15 protein-coding genes are annotated in these 16,341 nt (G+C 65.2%); 3 read left to right on the top strand and 12 right to left on the bottom strand.

The features are described 5' to 3' along the window. Positions 1–11: 11 nt before the first annotated feature. From ACEWQZ_RS08610 to ACEWQZ_RS08600, 3 genes are all read right to left on the bottom strand, one after another. Positions 12–386 carry a DUF6164 family protein gene (locus ACEWQZ_RS08610; RefSeq protein WP_476482669.1) on the bottom strand — a complete coding sequence of 125 codons (375 nt, stop codon included), beginning with the start codon at positions 384–386 and terminating at the stop codon, positions 12–14. A 35-nt stretch (positions 387–421) separates the two neighbouring features. Next, complete coding sequence (locus ACEWQZ_RS08605; protein ID WP_476482668.1) at positions 422–1,840, bottom strand: M20/M25/M40 family metallo-hydrolase; 1,419 nt, start codon at positions 1,838–1,840, stop codon at positions 422–424. A 128-nt stretch (positions 1,841–1,968) separates the two neighbouring features. Then, positions 1,969–2,466 (bottom strand): RNA pyrophosphohydrolase, encoded by a 498-nt coding sequence (locus ACEWQZ_RS08600; protein ID WP_476482667.1) that lies wholly within the window; start codon positions 2,464–2,466, stop codon positions 1,969–1,971. Between the two features lie 73 nt (positions 2,467–2,539). Between ACEWQZ_RS08600 and ACEWQZ_RS08595 the strand changes: the two genes are divergently transcribed. After that, complete coding sequence (locus tag ACEWQZ_RS08595) at positions 2,540–3,511, top strand: FecCD family ABC transporter permease (RefSeq protein WP_476482666.1); 972 nt, start codon at positions 2,540–2,542, stop codon at positions 3,509–3,511. Further along, complete coding sequence (locus ACEWQZ_RS08590) at positions 3,508–4,317, top strand: ABC transporter ATP-binding protein (RefSeq protein WP_476482665.1); 810 nt, start codon at positions 3,508–3,510, stop codon at positions 4,315–4,317. The genes ACEWQZ_RS08595 and ACEWQZ_RS08590 overlap by 4 nt, the downstream gene beginning before the upstream one ends. Positions 4,318–4,330: 13 nt before the next feature. On the opposite strand, the gene ACEWQZ_RS08585 is transcribed toward ACEWQZ_RS08590, so the two are convergent. From ACEWQZ_RS08585 to ACEWQZ_RS08550, 8 genes are all read right to left on the bottom strand, one after another. Further along, positions 4,331–5,377, bottom strand: a complete 1,047-nt coding sequence (locus ACEWQZ_RS08585) for an efflux RND transporter periplasmic adaptor subunit (RefSeq protein WP_476482664.1) — start codon at positions 5,375–5,377, stop codon at positions 4,331–4,333. A gap of 14 nt (positions 5,378–5,391) precedes the next feature. Then, positions 5,392–8,460 (bottom strand): efflux RND transporter permease subunit, encoded by a 3,069-nt coding sequence (locus ACEWQZ_RS08580; protein ID WP_476482663.1) that lies wholly within the window; start codon positions 8,458–8,460, stop codon positions 5,392–5,394. A gap of 108 nt (positions 8,461–8,568) precedes the next feature. Continuing rightward, complete coding sequence (locus tag ACEWQZ_RS08575) at positions 8,569–9,786, bottom strand: multifunctional CCA addition/repair protein (protein ID WP_476482713.1); 1,218 nt, start codon at positions 9,784–9,786, stop codon at positions 8,569–8,571. Between the two features lie 25 nt (positions 9,787–9,811). Next, on the bottom strand, positions 9,812–10,768 hold the full coding sequence (locus ACEWQZ_RS08570; RefSeq protein ID WP_476482662.1) for a complex I NDUFA9 subunit family protein: 957 nt from the start codon (positions 10,766–10,768) through the stop codon (positions 9,812–9,814). Positions 10,769–10,812: 44 nt separating this feature from the next. Beyond that, positions 10,813–12,753 (bottom strand): transglycosylase SLT domain-containing protein, encoded by a 1,941-nt coding sequence (locus tag ACEWQZ_RS08565; protein WP_476482661.1) that lies wholly within the window; start codon positions 12,751–12,753, stop codon positions 10,813–10,815. Between the two features lie 139 nt (positions 12,754–12,892). Continuing rightward, positions 12,893–13,687 carry an endonuclease/exonuclease/phosphatase family protein gene (locus tag ACEWQZ_RS08560; RefSeq protein ID WP_476482660.1) on the bottom strand — a complete coding sequence of 265 codons (795 nt, stop codon included), beginning with the start codon at positions 13,685–13,687 and terminating at the stop codon, positions 12,893–12,895. Between the two features lie 26 nt (positions 13,688–13,713). Beyond that, positions 13,714–14,415 carry a thiol:disulfide interchange protein DsbA/DsbL gene (locus ACEWQZ_RS08555; RefSeq protein WP_476482659.1) on the bottom strand — a complete coding sequence of 234 codons (702 nt, stop codon included), beginning with the start codon at positions 14,413–14,415 and terminating at the stop codon, positions 13,714–13,716. Positions 14,416–14,500: 85 nt separating this feature from the next. Then, positions 14,501–15,124, bottom strand: a complete 624-nt coding sequence (locus ACEWQZ_RS08550) for a c-type cytochrome (RefSeq protein WP_476482658.1) — start codon at positions 15,122–15,124, stop codon at positions 14,501–14,503. Between the two features lie 77 nt (positions 15,125–15,201). Here ACEWQZ_RS08550 and yihA point away from each other — a divergent pair, with 77 nt between their 5' ends. Beyond that, positions 15,202–15,834, top strand: a complete 633-nt coding sequence (gene yihA / locus ACEWQZ_RS08545) for a ribosome biogenesis GTP-binding protein YihA/YsxC (RefSeq protein WP_476482657.1) — start codon at positions 15,202–15,204, stop codon at positions 15,832–15,834. Here the strand turns inward: yihA and ACEWQZ_RS08540 are convergent. After that, complete coding sequence (locus ACEWQZ_RS08540) at positions 15,795–16,208, bottom strand: PilZ domain-containing protein (protein WP_476482656.1); 414 nt, start codon at positions 16,206–16,208, stop codon at positions 15,795–15,797. The genes yihA and ACEWQZ_RS08540 overlap by 40 nt on opposite strands. Positions 16,209–16,341: the final 133 nt, after the last annotated feature.

Here is a 16,341-nt window from a genome sequence, read left to right as displayed (position 1 = left end):
ACCCCCCGTTCTCAGCCTCCGGCGCGGGAAAACACCACCACCGGGGCAAACAGCACCATCAGAATGAACACGCTGCCGGCAATGACCAGCAGCGCCTTCAGTGGATGGCGCCGGATCGCCGAGAGCAGCGTATCGGCCCTGCCCTGTGCCTGCGCCGCCTGCCATTCCGACCGGGCGCGGACTCGGCGCTGCGCCTGATAGTCATCCATCAACTCCCGCGCCCGAGCGTAGTCGTTGGCATGCCGCAGCCAGATGCCACCGGCGGTGATGCCCAGCGGGCCCGGCGGGGTGTCGTAGCACTCGATGCCGTGCGCGGCCATGAGCTCGCGCACGTCCTCGATTTCATCCTCGGGCACATTCCGCAGGTTGAGAAGCAGTCGAGACATGGATCAACCGCGTCGATCAGGGCAAGCGCTCGTTTTCATTCCGCGCTTTCGCCCTGTTCGGACAGAATGGTCTGACCGGAACCGAAGCTCATCGGGGCCTGCGCGCCGAGCCACGCCAGTACGGCATAGGCCGCAGCGTTCTGCGCCAGCGCTTCAGGGTCGATCTTGTCGAGCGTGTCGTTGGCGGTGTGGTGGTAGTCAAAATAGTCGGTGCCGTCCTGGTGCAGATCGATCGCCGCCACCCCCAGAGGGCTGGCGGGCGAGAAGTCAGGCCCGCCGGAAGCCTGACGGCCGCCGAGCTCGATTCCCAGCGGCGCCAGCTCGGCCTGAATGGCTTCGATGACCGGCCAGGCGGCTTCCTTCACCCGGGCGCTGATGGCGTAGATTTCGCCGACCCCAAAATCGGACTCGGCAACAAGCTGGTAATCGGCGATGGCGTCCTCGCGCGCTTTTGCCCAGGCGCGACCGCCCCACAGGCCGATTTCTTCGGCGGCAAACAGGATCACGCGAATCGAGCGGTCGGGCTGCGCATCGGCGGCCATGATCAGCCGCGCGGCCTCGGTCACGATGGCCACGCCCGCGCCGTCGTCAATCGCGCCGGTGCCCACGTCCCAGGAGTCCAGGTGCGCCCCGAGGGCCACAATCTGTTCGGGGTGCTTCGCGCCGGTGATTTCGGCAAAAACGTTCTGCGAAGTATATGAATCGGCGGTCTCGGCCTCGACTTCGACGCGAAGGCGCACCGGCTCGGTGCCCGCCATCAGGCGTTCGAGCTGATCGGCATCGGGGTTGGAGACGGCAACCGCGGGCAGCATCGGCTCATCCGGGTCAACGCGCTGCATGCCGGTGTGAGCGAAGCGGTTGTCCGATGTGCCGATCGAACGGATGACCAGGGCCTTGCCGCCCTTGCTGGCGGCCACGCGACTGCCCATCGAGCGCGCAGCCACGGCGGGACCGTAGCCCGCGCCCGAGCGGGTACGCTCCATGCGATTGCGAATGAACACGATGCGATCGGCCACTTCGGCCGGATCGGCCGCTTGCAGCGCGGCGAGGTCATCGAACATCACCACCTCGGCCTCGACGCCACCGGCTGGCGTGGCCGGTGAAAAGCCCAGCGCCAGGCTGACCAGCTGCTGCGGTGCCGGTGAGACGATTTCAGTGCGCTCGAAGCCGCGGCGCCAGACGGGAAATCTCGCCGGCTCGGTCCATACTCGGTCGAAACCCATGCTTTCGAACAGGTCCACGGCCCATTCGACCGCGCGGGCGTCGGCATCGCTGCCGGCCATGCGCGGGCCAATGCGCGTCGTCAGGTCGGCCACGATCTCGAAACCGCCGTCGCCAGCCAGACCGGCCTCGCGCAGCTCGGCGGCGACGGCCAGGTCCTGCCCGGAAAAGGTTTCGGCGGCGAGCGGACCGGCCAGCAACAATGCCGCGGTCATGCAAAGCATGCGTTTCATGTCAACAACTCCTTGGGTAACAATCAATTGGCAGACGATCGGGGGCCGCGGGCCGGATCAATATCCAGAGCAAATTCGGGCGTCGCGGGCGATGGCGACGCCGCCAGTCCCGGCCACTCGACCCGGCCTCAAACCCGCTGCCGAAGGTTGGGGATTTCCGACCACAGCGGCTCGAGATGTTCAAGCGCGCGGACATAGACCCGACGCTTGAACGGAATCACGTGGCGTACCGGATACCAGAAATCGACCCAGCGATAGCGGTCGAACTCTGGCTTGTCCGCTGCTTCCAGATCAAAGGCCTCATCTCCGGCCAGAAAGCGCAGCAGGAACCAGACCTGCTTCTGCCCGACACACACGGGTCTTTGATGACGCCGCCGGTAACGTCTTGGCAAGCGATAACGGAGCCAGCCCGGCGTCTGCCCTAGCAACTCGACGTGATCGGGCAAGAGCCCGGTTTCCTCTTCCAGCTCACGGTACATTGCCTCGATGGGCGTCTCATCGGTGTTCATGCCGCCCTGCGGGAACTGCCAGCCATCCTTGCCGGCACGGCGCGCCCAGAAGACACGCCCATCTTCCCGAGCCAGCACAATACCCACATTGGGCCTGAAACCGTCCGGATCGATCATGGTGATGGTCCGCGCGGCCAGCTATCATACCGGGCCGCTAAAGTATTCAACTGTCTCGAATGGTAATCAATTCATGGCGCGCGCACCAGTCACGAAAAAGCTGATCGCCTGGGCAGCGCTGCTTACCCTGCCGCCGGCGGCCCTGCTGCTGGCTGCCAGCTGGGGCAGCAGCGGCTGGGTCTGGCCTTTCGCGGCCAACGAGGCCATGCAGCGCGTCATCGGCGAGCTGCGCATTCCCCGGGCGATCGCGGCGCTGGTCACCGGTGCCCTGCTTGCCCAGGCCGGCTGTCTGATGCAAGTATTGCTGCGCAACCCCCTGGCCGATCCCTACGTGCTCGGCCTGTCCGGCGGCGCGGCGGCATTTGCCCTGATCGGGATGAGCCTGGGCCTGAGCTTTCTACCGATACCGGTGCTGGCTTTTGCCGGTTCGCTGCTGACCATGATCATCGTATTCGTGCTCGCGCGCGGTCGCGGCGCCTGGAGCACAACGCGCGTGCTGCTGACCGGCGTGGTCGTCGCCGCCGGTTGGGGTGCAGTCATTTCGCTGATTCTGGCAACCGGGCCGGACGGCAGCCTGCGCTCGATGCTCTACTGGCTGATGGGAGATCTGAGCTACACCAGCCTGTCGGCCTGGTGGCTGCTGCCACTGGTGACTGGAATCGGCTTGCTATGGCTGCGCGCGCGTAGCCTCAACGTCCTCAGCGGCGGCGAGCTGCAGGCCGCCCTGCTGGGCGAGTCCGCGCGCGCGCGCTTCTGGGAAATTTATGTGGTCGCCTCGCTGCTGACGGCGCTGGCGGTGTCCCTGGCCGGTGCCATCGGGTTCGTCGGCCTGATCGTGCCGCATCTGATGCGCTTGCTGGTCGGTGCCGACCACCGGGTACTGCTGCCGGCCTCGGCCTTGTTCGGAGGTGGATTTCTGGTACTGGCCGACACGGCTGCACGCAGCCTGCTCGGCCCACGCCAGCTGCCCGTCGGTGTGCTTACTGCATTGATCGGCGTGCCGCTGTTTCTGCTTCTACTCTATCGTGCAGCAAGGATCAGATGACCATCTATCCGTCGAGCAACAGCCCGCTGGTCGTCGAGGATCTCGACCTGCGCATTGGCTCGGTCAGCGTCGTACGCGATCTCAACCTGGCCGTCGGAAGGGGTGAGTTCTGGGGCCTGCTCGGCCCCAACGGGGTCGGCAAGACCACGCTGCTCAAGGCGCTGGCCGGCGTATTCAAGCCCGAACGCGGCGGCATTCGCCTCGACGGACAACGCATGGACGAGCGCCACCGCCGCGATATCGCACGCCGCCTGGGCATGCTGCCGCAACACACCCACTACGCCTTCGATGCGACCTGCCTGGAAACGGCAATGGTCGGTCGCCACCCGCATATCAAGCCCTGGGCCCGCGAGACCCGCGCCGACCAGGAGCGCGCCCGCGACGCGCTGGCCGATCTGGAAATGCTCGCGCTGGCCGAACGCAGCTGCATGGACCTTTCCGGCGGTGAATCCCGTCGTCTGGCGCTGGCTACTGTACTGGTACAGAATCCGCAGGTGATGCTGCTCGATGAGCCCACCAACCACCTCGATCCGGCCAACCAGGTGACCATTCTCAACGTCCTGCATCGCCAGGTCGCCGAGCAGCGCAAGTCGGCGGTGATGGCACTGCATGAGGTCAATCTGGCTACCTGCTACTGCTCACATGTCCTACTGCTTTACGGCAACGGCGAATGGGATGCTGGCCCCGCCAGTAAATTGCTCACTGCCGAAAACCTGTCGCGCCTGTATCGCTGTCGGGTCCGCCTGGTCGACGATGGCCGTCAGCGCGTATTCGCGGTCGCCGGCGGCCTGAATGCTACAAAATGAGTGGCGGGATACACTAGCTCTTCTGGATATCGACTGATTGACCGTCACGCAGACGCTCGTTGCCTCGCACCACAACCTGATCACCGGCCTGAACCGGACCGGCGACTTCAATCCAGTCGCCTTGACCAATGCCGGTCGAGACCGTGGCGCGCCGTGCCGTGCCGTCTTCTTCGATGACGAACACCGCCGTGCCGGTGCCGCGCAGCACCAGCGCATCGCGCGGCACGGCAAGCACTTCACGCAGTCGGGCCGTTGGAATCGTCAAACGGGCGGTCTGGCCTACCGGCAGCGGCTGGGCAATGTCCAGACGCAGCTCGAAAACGTGCAGATCCTCGTTGCCGACGCTGACGACCGTCCGCAGCGGCGCGCTGAAGACCTGGCCCTCGGCATCCACCCTCAGTTCATCACCGGGCTGCACATAGCGGTAGTAGCGCAGCGGCGCGCGCGCCACCACTTCCAGATGATCGGGGTCGACCAGGCGCAGGATGCGCGTGCCGACACCTACCCGTTCGCCGGCCCGCGCCGCGCGTTCGACCACGACGCCCGCAAAGGGCGCGCGAACCCGCGTGCGCTCGATCTGGTCCTCAAGCTGGGCCAGGCGGGCGCGGGCGACAGCCAGGTCGCTGCCGGCCATATCGCGCTCCGAGCGTGTCTGGTCGATCTGGCTGATTGCTGCCAGGTTGGTTTCGGCCAGGCGCTGTACGCGATCGAGTTCGGTGTCGAGATACTCCAGCCGCGCCTCGCCGCGGTCGATCTGGGCTGCGAGCTCGGCGACGCGAAGCTTGAGCGTGGTGTCTTCGATGCGCGCGACCACGTCGCCTTTGGCCACCCGCGTGCCAACGTCGGCCACTTCCACGAGGCGGCCTTCAACCTCGGCTGACAAACCGGCATCCGAGCGCGACAGCACGGTACCGGCCACCTGCATGGTCGGCGCCATCTCGCGCTGCTGGGCCGGCACCACTTCCACGGTGGGCGCGGCGCCGAACTGCGCCCGAGCCGGATGCGTGAGCATCAGTGCGGCCAGCGCCATTGCGGCCAGCGCTGCGATCGATTTTCTCATTCGATGTCCTTTTGTCATGCCGGCACCACCTCGCCCTCGGCGGTGGCGTGCTGGTCTTCGTTGGCTCTCAGTAGCGAGGGCAGCAGCACCAGGGTAAACAGCGTGCTTACCGCCATGCCGCCGACGATCACCGCGGCCAGGCCGCGATACAGTTCCGTGCCCGCACCGGGCAATACCAGCAGCGGCAGCATGCCGAACACGCTGGTTGTCGTGCTCATCAGGATGGGTCGCAGACGCAGGCGCACGGCCGTTTCCACCGCTTCACGCCGGCTCAGCCCCTCCTCGCGTTCACCATCACGGGCGCGGTAGACCAGTAGAATGGCGTTGTTTACCACCAGGCCAAGCAGGATGACGAAGCCGATCATGGTCAGCATGTCCATCGCCTGGCCCGTAATCCAGCCGGTAATCCGCAGCGCGACAATGCCGCCGACGGTGGCCATCGGAATGGCCATGAGCACCAGAAGCGAGTCCCTGAAGGAGCGAAACAGCGCCGAGATCAGCAGGTAGAGAATCACGATTGCCAGCACAAAGCTGCCGATCAGGTTCGACAGGGTCTCATCCAGGGCCTCGGCCGTTCCGCGGTAGGTAATCACGCCGTCGGGCGGCAGGGCCTGGCGGATGGCCGGCTCGACCTCTTCTTGCAGAAAGGCCAGGGCCGTCTCCATCGGCATGCCCGACGGCGGCGTGACCTGCAGGGACAGGGTGCGCTGCCGGTCGACGCGGCGAATCTGGTTGGGCCCGGCGGTGCGTTCGAGATCGGCCAGTTCACCCAGGGTGGCGATGCGGCCTGAAGGCGTGGAAAGCGGCATGCTCATCAGCTCCTCAGGCGTGACCCACTCCTGACCGCGCAGGATCACGTCGAGGCGGCGGTCGCCGTCGAAGTAGTCCCCGAGATACGCGCCGTTGCCGAAGGCCCGCACCAGGGTGGCGACATCGCCGCGGGTCCAGCCCAGCTCGGCAATCCGCCGGTCGTCCGGCTTGAGACGCAGTTCCGGCTCGGCCAGCTCGAGGCCGGGCTGTGGCCGGATGTTCGCCTCGGGCATTTTCTGCTCAATCAGCTCGAAGGCGAGTCGTCCTGCCCCGAGCAGCTCCTCAACATCGGCTGCCTGCAGATCGATATCAATGCGGCGACTGCCGCGCCCGCCAAAAATCGGCGAGCGGTTGGCGCGCCCGAAAGTGTCGGGAAAGCCGGTGAGAATCTCGTTGTTGACTACCGCCAGCAGCTCGTCGACCTGGTCCTCGTCGACGGCGCTCATGCCCAGAAAGGCCCCGGTGCCGAAAAACCCGAGAAAGGTAGTGGCGATCGCCGGCTCTTTGTCGCCGCGGATATAGGGCAGCATGCGCTCGTTGATCGGCTTGATCAGTTCCTCTTCGGCGGTATCGGGGCCCATGCCCGACGGCGTCTGCAGGAAACCGGAAATGAAGTTGCGCTTGCCTTCGGGCAGGTAGTCGGCCGGCGGCACGAGCAGCACGCCGATCAAAATGGGGATGATGGTCAGCCCGGCGACCCAGCCCCAGCGGCGGCGGGGCGTGTCGGTCAGGGTCATGATGAAGTCACTCGCCCGGCGCCACCAGTGGCCGTGGCGATCTTCGAGCCGGGCATCGCCGAGCAGGCGGTAGCTTGCCGTGGGCAGCACGACAATCGCCACCAGCAAGGAGCAGATGATGGCCGCCGAAATCACCACCGCCAGGTCGGCGAAAAGCTGGCCGGCCTCGTCCTGCAGGAAGATCACCGGCAAGAAGATGGCCACAGTGGTGGCCGTCGATGCCAAAAGCGCGCCCCAGACCTGGCCGGTGCCGCGGTCGGCGGCCTCGAGCGGGTCGCGGCCGTGCTCGCGCTGGCGTACGATGTTCTCGAGCACCACGATGGCCGCATCGAGCACCATGCCGGTAGCAAAGGCCAGGCCGGCCAGAGAAATGACGTTGAGGGTGCGGCCCACCCCATCGAGCACGAGGAAAGCGAAACACAGACACAGCGGGATGGCGAGCGCGACCATCAGGGTGGCGCGCAGCTTGCGGAAGAACCACCACAGCACCAGCACCGCCAGGCTCATGCCGACAATCAGGTTGGTGACCACCATGCTCACCGACTGGCGGATGTAGATGGTGTCGTCGCTGGACTGCTCGATTTCCAGGCCGGCCGGCGTGAGATGGCTGTCGCGCAGTTCGTCGACGGTCGCCTGAATATCGGCCATGACATCGAGCAGGTTCACGCCCGGTTCGGCAATCACATTCATGGCGATCGACGGCCCACCGTTTTGCGTCATCACGCCCGAAGAGTCGCGCATCACCCGTTCGACGCGGGCGACGTCGCGCAAGTAAACCGGCCGACCCTCGCGCCAGTCAAGCACCAGGTCCTCGAGATCGGCAATCTCGTACTGGCCGGCAAAGCGCAGCGTGTACTGGCGTCGCCCGACTTCCTGGAAGCCGCCGGAGACATCGTTGTTCTGCCCAAGGCGCTGGCCGATCCGAGTGAGATCCACGCCGATATTGGCTGCCTGATAAGGATCAAAGGTGATACGTACCTCGAACGGCCGCCCGCCGCGCGGATTGGCCGAGGACACGCCGGGGATGCGCTCGAGCCGCTCTTTGACGATCTCTTCGACGAAGTCCTGGTACTCGATGACCGGGCGGTTGTTGCCCGGCATCGGACGGATGGCAAACCAGGCCACGGTGTCGCCGAAGCGGTCGGAGCCCACGCGCACGGTCGGCTCGGTGACGTCGGCCGGATAGCGCGGCACCTGGTTCAAGCGGTTGATGACCTCGATGAGCGCGCGGTTGAGGTCTGCGCCGACGTCGAACTCCAGGTTGATCGAACCGCGACCCTGGCTGGCGGTGGCGGTCATGCGCTGCAGCCCCGGCACGTCGCGCAGCTGGTTTTCCTGCGGCTCGATGATCTCGGATTCGACCTCCGAAGGCGCAGCCGCGCGCCAGCCGGTAAAGATCGAGATCGTCGGGCGCTCGATATTGGGCGTCATCTGCACCGGCAGGCGAGACAGGCTCAAAAGCCCGAAGATCACCAGCAGAATGCAGCCGACGGCCACGGCCACCGGATTACTCAGGCCAAGTCGAGTCAAAGGCAAGTGGGTTTCTCCGCTATGTTTATTGTTCGGCTCGCGGGAGCCATCCCGCAGGGTCGATGATCAGGTGGACAACAGCAAGTCCGATTGGTGCCGTCAGATTTCTCAAAATCAGCTTCCTTGCTTCAGCTTTGTGATCTCCCTCACGCGTTCGGCATGAACTGCCCGGGCGATTGCCGGCCCCTCGAGGCCGCGTTCGACGAACGGTCGGGCATTCACGGCGGCGGCCGCGGCGTGAGCCCGGCGCAGAAAATCGGCCTGCGGATAGGGTTCGTTCTCACGACCCAGCCGCCCCCGCCGGTCAGCCTCGCAGGCCAGCAGGAAAGGCGCCAGGCGTTCGGGCCGCCGAAAGGCATCGAGCCGCTCGAACAGCCGCAGCACCGTTGCGGGCCTGAGCTCGAGCGCGCGGTGGGCGTGGAGATGATACTCGCCGACCAGCAAGGCCATGTCGCGACATTCAACGCTGACGCGCAGGCGCTCGCAAACCGCGCGGATGGGCGCCAACCCGGTTTTTTCGTGGCCGATATGCCGGGGCAGCTCGACTGCCGGCGTCAACCCCTTGCCCAGATCGTGCATCAGCGCAGCAAAGCGCGCTGTCAGATCACCACCCAGCCTGGCGGCCTGGTCAATCACCATCAGAGTGTGCACGCCGGCATCGATCTCGGGGTGATGCTCGGCCACCTGTGGGACCCCGAACAGCCGCTCGAGCTCGGGCAGAATCACCGCCAGCGCGCCGGTGTCGTGCAGCAGCTCGAAGCACTTCGAGGGCTGCGCTTCCATGAGCGCCGCAGACAGTTCCTGCCAGACGCGTTCGGGGACCAGGTGATCGACCTCACCGTCGGCCACCATGCGGCGGCAGAGCGCAAGCGTTTCTGCGGCGACGCCGAAGTCGGGAAAGCGCGCCTGGAAGCGCGCCAGCCTGAGAATGCGGACCGGGTCTTCGCGAAAGGCCGGAGAGACGTGACGCAGCACGCGATCTTTCAGGTCGCGGCGACCGCCAAAGGGATCGATGACCCGGCCTGTGACGTCTTCGGCCATGGCGTTGATGGTCAGATCGCGCCGTTCTAGATCGGCCTCCAGAGTCACCTCCGGCCCGGTGCGAAAGACGAAGCCGTGGTAGCCGCGGCCGGCCTTGCGCTCGGTGCGTGCCAGCGCGTATTCCTCGCCCGTATCCGGATGCAGAAAAACAGGAAAGTCTCGGCCCACCGGACGAAAGCCGCGCGCGTGCATGCACTCCGGCGTGGCCCCGACCACGACGTAATCAGCGTCAGAAGCCGACCGGCCGAGCAGACGGTCGCGCACGATACCGCCCACGCGATAGATCTTCAGCCCGGCCGTCAGGTTTGCGCCGGAATCAACCCCGCTCACGCCGGGCCTGACGGCGGAAATGTCCATAACGCGACTGCTTGTCGACCGGCCTGAGCATTTGGGTCGCACGCTCGGCCAGACCCCAGGGACGAATTCCGAGCTTCTTGAACCCGTTGCTCTCGCAGACGCTGTCGAGCTTGAGCGACTTGTAGTTGTCGCTGGAGAAGGGCTTGCCCGGAACGAAGTCGAAAATCAGGCCCTGCAGACGGGCAAGCGAATCGGGCAGGCCGACCACCAGACGCCTGAGCTCGAGCTGATCACGCTGCCAGCGCACGATATCGATCAGGGACCATTCCTCGGAGCCGCACAACTCGTAGACCCGGCCTGCATTGTCTTCGTCGAGCAGCACCCGCAGGAAGGCTTCGACCACATCATCGACGAAAACCGGGGCGAACTTCGCATTCGGGCGGGCCATCGGCAGTACGGGGCTGAGCTTCAGCAGGCCGGTAAAGCGATTGAGAAAGCTGTCGCCGGGACCGAAGATGGTCGAGGCGCGCAGAATGGTGCCAACCAGACGTCCATCACGTTGGGCCGCGCGCACGCGGGCCTCACCCTCGCCGCGGGTCCTGAGATAGTGGCTCTCGCCCCGCCCGGCATTGAGGCCGCTCATTTGAACCAGATGCGGTACGCCGGCGGCAACGCAGGCGTCAATGATGGTTTCGACCAGCTCGACATGCACGCGCCGGAAGCCGGCACCGCCGCGACCGCGCTCGTTGAGAATGCCGATCAGATTGATCGCCACATCATGGCCGCGCAGTTCTTCGGTCAGCGCCTCCGGATCGAAGGGATCGAACTGCCGGATCGTGGCCTGGGGTACCACCCACAGATGCTTGCAGCCCGGCGCGTAGCGCGTGGCCACCGTGACCTGATGCCCTTCGCGCGCCAGCCGGCGGGTCAGGTGCGAACCAACAAAACCAGAGCCGCCCAGAATCAGAACCTTCATGCTTACTCCAGCAGTGAACTGACGCCCATTCTACCGACCACCCGTCACGGCGGGCATGCAAAACCCGCGGCCGGCCCGGCGCCGGGAATCAGCTGGCCGGAAAGAAGCTCCGGCTGACGGGCCAGCTGCCACTCGTAAATCGTGGCAAAAGCCAGAACGCGTGGCACGTAATCCCGGGTTTCATAGTAGGGCAGCGTCTCGATCCAGACGTCCGGCGCGCTGTCCGGACGCTTGTCGAGCCAGCGATCGACCGCATTGGCACCGGCGTTGTAGGCCGCGGCCACCCGGATCCAGTGGCCGTCGAATTCCTGATAGAGCTCGCCCAGATGGGCAATGCCCAAGGGCACGTTGACCTCGGGGTCGGTCAGCGAATCGGCACCGTTGTAGCGCAGGCCGTTGCGGCGCGCCACCGCCCGGGCTGTTCCCGGCATGAGCTGCAGCAGGCCAAGCGCACCGGCGTGCGAACGGGCGTCGGGCTGCATCGCCGACTCGGCCCGCATCAGGCCGTAGGCCAGCGCCGGGTCGACGCCATAGCGCTTGGCTTCGGTCAATACGGTGCCCTTGACCGCCATCGGAAATCGCCAGGGATAAGCCTGACGCCGGCCGGCCTGATTGAGCGCGGTAATCGCCAGATGATGCCAACCGCGGCCGGCGGCAATCAGCGCTGCCTGCTCGATTTCGCGATCGATCAAGCGCCGCGAGAGCCGGCGCCAGCTCGTGCGGGCATGCCAGGACAGGCCGACCTCGAACAGCTCGAGCACCCGCTCGAACTCGGCGTCGCCGAGCAAGCGTCGCTGAATGGCATCGTCGGCGCGCAGCCGCTCTTCGCACAGGCTCAGCGGCTGCTCCAGATGGGCAGCGGCCAGAAAGCCGTAGTAATGCGCTTCGGTACTCAGCGAGGTGAAGGCAATCATGGCCTCGGGGCGCTCGAGCTCGGCCAGGGCGCGACCGCGCCAGAAACGCCATCTTGCCTCGGCCTGGTCGCGCAGCGACATCGCCTCGATGCTCGCCAGCACCTCCGACCAGTCGTCCTGTGCCATGGCCACGCGGGCGCGCCAGGCCAGGATCTGCTGATCACGCGCCGCTGAAGGCAGCGCGTCAATGGCGGCAAGCGCGGAAGAATCGAGGTCAACCGCACGAAACAGCGCAATCTCGCGGTCAATGGCCGCGCGGTCGGCGTCGCTCCAGGCAAACCCGGAAGACAGCGGGTGCCAGAGCCCGCTCGCGCTTTCCCAACTGCTGCGGGCCAGTTTTTCCAGTCCACGACGGATCAGCAGGCGTGCCATTTCCGAGTCGCGCCATTTTCGCGCCGCGCGCAGCGTCGCCGGGATGCGCTGTGTCATCTCCAGCCAGCGATCGGCCCAGGGCGTCTCATCACGCGGCAGAAAGCGCTTGAGATAACGCGCCAGCCCGATCTCGCCGGCATCCACGGCCAGTCGAAAACGCTGCCAGGCGGTTTCGGCGTCCAGATGGCCTTCGCTCCGCCACCAGGCGAAGGCTTCGTCGCAGGCATCCGGCCGGGAGCGCCCCGACAGCCAGAGATCGCGAACCCATGCTGCCAGTCCCTGTGTATCGCCCTCACGAAGGCGGGCGCGCGCCACATGGCAGCGTACCGTCACATCCTTGCTGTCGGCACCATGCGCGAGCAGGTGCTCGAAGTCGTCGTTTTCACCCAGGCTGCGCAGCCAGGCGTTTTCGAGCTGCGAATGAAACGACCAGTCACGATAGCGCGCCAGAAACTGCGTCATCACCGGATAAGGCACCGAGTCGATGCGCTGCCGGAACAGCTCGAACTGCAGATAGGGCGTAAGCGAATAGTCGGGCAAGGCCTTGATGGCGGCGACCATACCGGCCTGGTCGCCGCGCCGGGCCGCCTGCCAGCCTTCCCTGAAGACCTCGCGCTCGCTCGCGCGTTCCGAGCCGGCGACATTGGCAACGGGCGCCAACGCCAGCAAGGCCAGAAATATCAGCAGTTTGGCTTTCATGTGCTGGAAGCTCTCATCATGGCCATCATCCTGCAGTCATACAGGGGTTCTGACAAGTCTCGGCGGCACCACCGGCTCGTGGCTGGAGTCGTTATCAGGCGACGGCCCGGCCGACGCCCTGCCTTGCTCCATCCGGCCCTCAGGCCGGATGTTCGGAGCGGTGATGCGTCAGGCCGTCGCCGGCAGCATCCGGCAGGTCGACATCGTCGCCGAGCTCCAGGGTCATCGACACCGGCTGATGATCGGAAAAAGTGACCGGCAGCGCGCGCAGCTCGCTGACGCGCATTTCGGGGGAGACCAGTATATGGTCGATCGCCCGCTGCGGCTGCCAGGAAGGAAAGGTCAGCACCGGATGCATGGGGCGCTCCAGGCCGGCTTTATCGCAGAAGCCGCGCACCTCGCGCGAGCCCGGGCCGCTGTTGAAGTCGCCCATGACGACCACGTGCGGGTAATGACGAACCAGCGAAGCGACATAGTCGAGCTGCTGGGTACGTGCCCGACGCCCCAGCGCCAGATGCAGCACCACCAACCAGAGCGCACGGTCGCCTTCGCCGAACCGGGTGACCAATGCGCCGCGGCCGGGAATTGCACCGGGCAGGCGGTGCTCCTCGACGTGATTGGGTTCCATGCGGCTGAGCAGGCCGTTGCCGGCGTGGGCCACGATGCCCACCTTGCGATTGCCCTGGTGCTGCCACCAGGGAAAACGGGCATGGGTGGCCAGATATTTCGCCTGATTCAGAAAGCCCGAGCGCAGGCTGCCGCAGTCAACCTCCTGCAAGGCGACGATGTCGTAATCGCGCGCCAGCTCGGCAATGGCGTCGAGGTTCGCCACGCGCTGATTGTTGGGCAGCACCTGCCGCCAGCTGCGCGTAAGGTATTCCCGATAGCGGCCGGTCGAGGTGCCGGCCTGAATGTTGTAGCTCAGCAGCCTCAACTGCCGGCCGGACACCGCCACGACGATCAGCCGGTGGTGTCTTCAGCCGACTCGGCAATCGCCGTTGTTTCTTCTTCGGCGGGGTCACCGTTCGCCGCGCCCAGATTCAGCGCCCGGGCTTCCTTGGCAACCAGAAAGTCCACGATTTCGAGCAGCTCATCATAGCTCTTGAGGCCGGTGGGGCTCACTTTCCACTTGCCCTGAACGATCACCGAGGGCGTTCCACGAATACCGTAATTGCGCACGTCATTGCGATTCTGGCGAATCTTGGCATCAACGGCGAAGGACTGCGAGGTATTGACGAAGCTGTCGGCGTCCACGCCGTGCTCGGCGTAGAACCGGGCGATGTCATCAAAGCTGCGGAACTGGCGCCGCTGATCATGCACCGCCTTGAACATGGCCTCATGTGTTTCAGCGGCAATCCCCATGACCTCCGCCGTGTAATAGGCCTTGGCGTACAAGTCCCAGCCGGGCTGCAATGCAACCGGCAGATGCTCGACCTCTACATAGTCGGGCTGGCGCTCCTCCCAGCTTTCCAGGTACGGCATGAAACGGCGGCAGGCCGGGCAGGGATAGCCAAAACCATCGACCACCACCACGCGGTCATCGGGTGTAGCGACCGGATTGCCGATCCGCTGGTAGTGCTGTCCTTCCTCAAAGGTTTGCGCCAGCAGCGAGCCGGCCAGCAGTACGCTGGCGGCGGCGGCCAGGTTCAGAAACTTGCGCATTGCACTCTCCATGGTTGTCGTGCCTTGTATGGCTCAGTCAGACCCGCCCGATGCGGGCGAGTTCCGGAAACTCTGTCGCCGCAGTTTACCAGCGTGCCGTGTGCAGCCCTTCGATGTAGGAACTGACGGCCTCGATTTCCTCATCGCTCATGTTTTCGGCCACGGCAACCATGATCTTGCTGTAAGAATCATCATCGCCGCTGGTCACGCCGTTGCGATAGTCCTGCAGACGACTCTGGGTGTAGTCGGCGTGCTGGCCGCCCAGGCGCGGGTAATAGGCGCCCTTGATGCCGCTGCCCGAGGGGCCATGGCAGGCTGCGCAGGCCGGCACACCCGAGTCGGCGTTACCGGCCTGATAAATGGCTTCGCCCTTTTCGACCAGCACTTCGTCGGCCACGCCAGCCTTGAGCGTTTGCTGCTCGTAGTAGGCTGCCAGATCGGCCAGATCCTGATCGCTCATATCCGCCACGATGGGATACATCTCCGGTACGTTGCGCTCCTGTTCGCGAATAAGGCGCGACTGCCGGGCCGCGTAGCCGGCGTGCTGCTCGGCCAGCTTCGGCCAGATGCTGACCTGGGAATTACCGTCCATGCCGTGACAGGACGCACATACAGCCGCCTTTTCCTTGCCGGCTTCGGGATCGCCCACCACCTGCGCGTGCGCCAGAAGGGGTGCCGATGCCAGCAGCATCACCAGAAATCGAGCCATTTGGATCCTTCTCCTGATTGGAAACCTGAACCTGATATTATCGCCTCTAAGCATCTGCCGTGCCAGCATCAATCCTCATGCAAGCCGTCAAACCGCTGCTTCGGCGGGCCGAATACCTGATCAGCGTTCATCAACGCGCGCAGCTGCCCCCCGACGCGGGCAGAGAAGTGGCGATCGCCGGTCGTTCCAACGCCGGCAAATCCAGCCTGATCAATCGACTCTGCGACCGCAAATCACTGGCGCGCACCAGCCGCACTCCCGGGCGCACCCGGCAGCTGGTGTTTTTCCGCCTTGATGAACAGCGACACCTGGTCGATCTGCCGGGGTATGGGTTCGCGCGCGTGGGCGGCGACCTCAAGCGTCACTGGGCAGGCCTGATTCAGGGCTACCTGGAACGCCGCCAGGCGCTGAGCGGACTGGTCATCGTCATGGACATCCGCCACCCGCTCAAGCCCGGCGATATCGACCTGGCCAACTGGGCGGCCCATCGCGGCCTGCCTCTGCACCTGGTATTGACCAAGGCCGACAAGCTGGGGCGCGGCAAGCAGAAAGAAGCGCTGATGCGGGTGCGCAACGCGGTCGACGAGACAGTAGGTGTCCAGGCATTTTCCGCCACCAGCGGCCAGGGCCTGGAAACGCTGGAAGCCGTGATGGCCAAGTGGCTGCTGCCTCAGCTGTCGCCCGCAGCCCGCGACACTCCGGGCCAGTAGTCCAGCCGGGTCAGCTCCCGATCGAGCAGGCTCGGCTCGCCCAGCCTGAGTGCGATCAGGTCCTTGAGATTTGCGAAGCTGTCGATATCAACGCGCTCGAAGCGACAGGCCACCTTGCGCTCGTCCACTCGCAGCACGCGCACCCTGAAGTACATCTGCATGATCGAAGCAGACTTCAGACCGGAGACTCGCAGCGACAGCCCGCCGTGCGATATCGCGGCAAAACCGGCCGGTGCGGCCAGTTCGATCAGCGCCCCGTTGATCGACAGGTCGAGCAACCTGGCGGGCTGCCCCCGATGTTCCTCATCGAGCATCAGCTCACAGTCGGCCGTGAGAGAAAACCGTTGGAAGCGGCGTCGATCCTGCTCGCACATGGTGGACTCGATTTACCCGACGTGGCCGGGCAGATAGCTTGAAGCCTGTTTGCAATCTACAATGCCTGCATGGGCACTATCCGCACAACAGAGACAGCCGGCGGGGCTATTCCGACAGGCGGTCGGCAAATAC

This window comes from Wenzhouxiangella sp. YN1 (genome assembly GCF_056324145.1).
The sequence above is the reverse complement of the archived record's forward strand: the minus strand, read 5'-3'. Positions and strand labels throughout refer to the sequence as shown.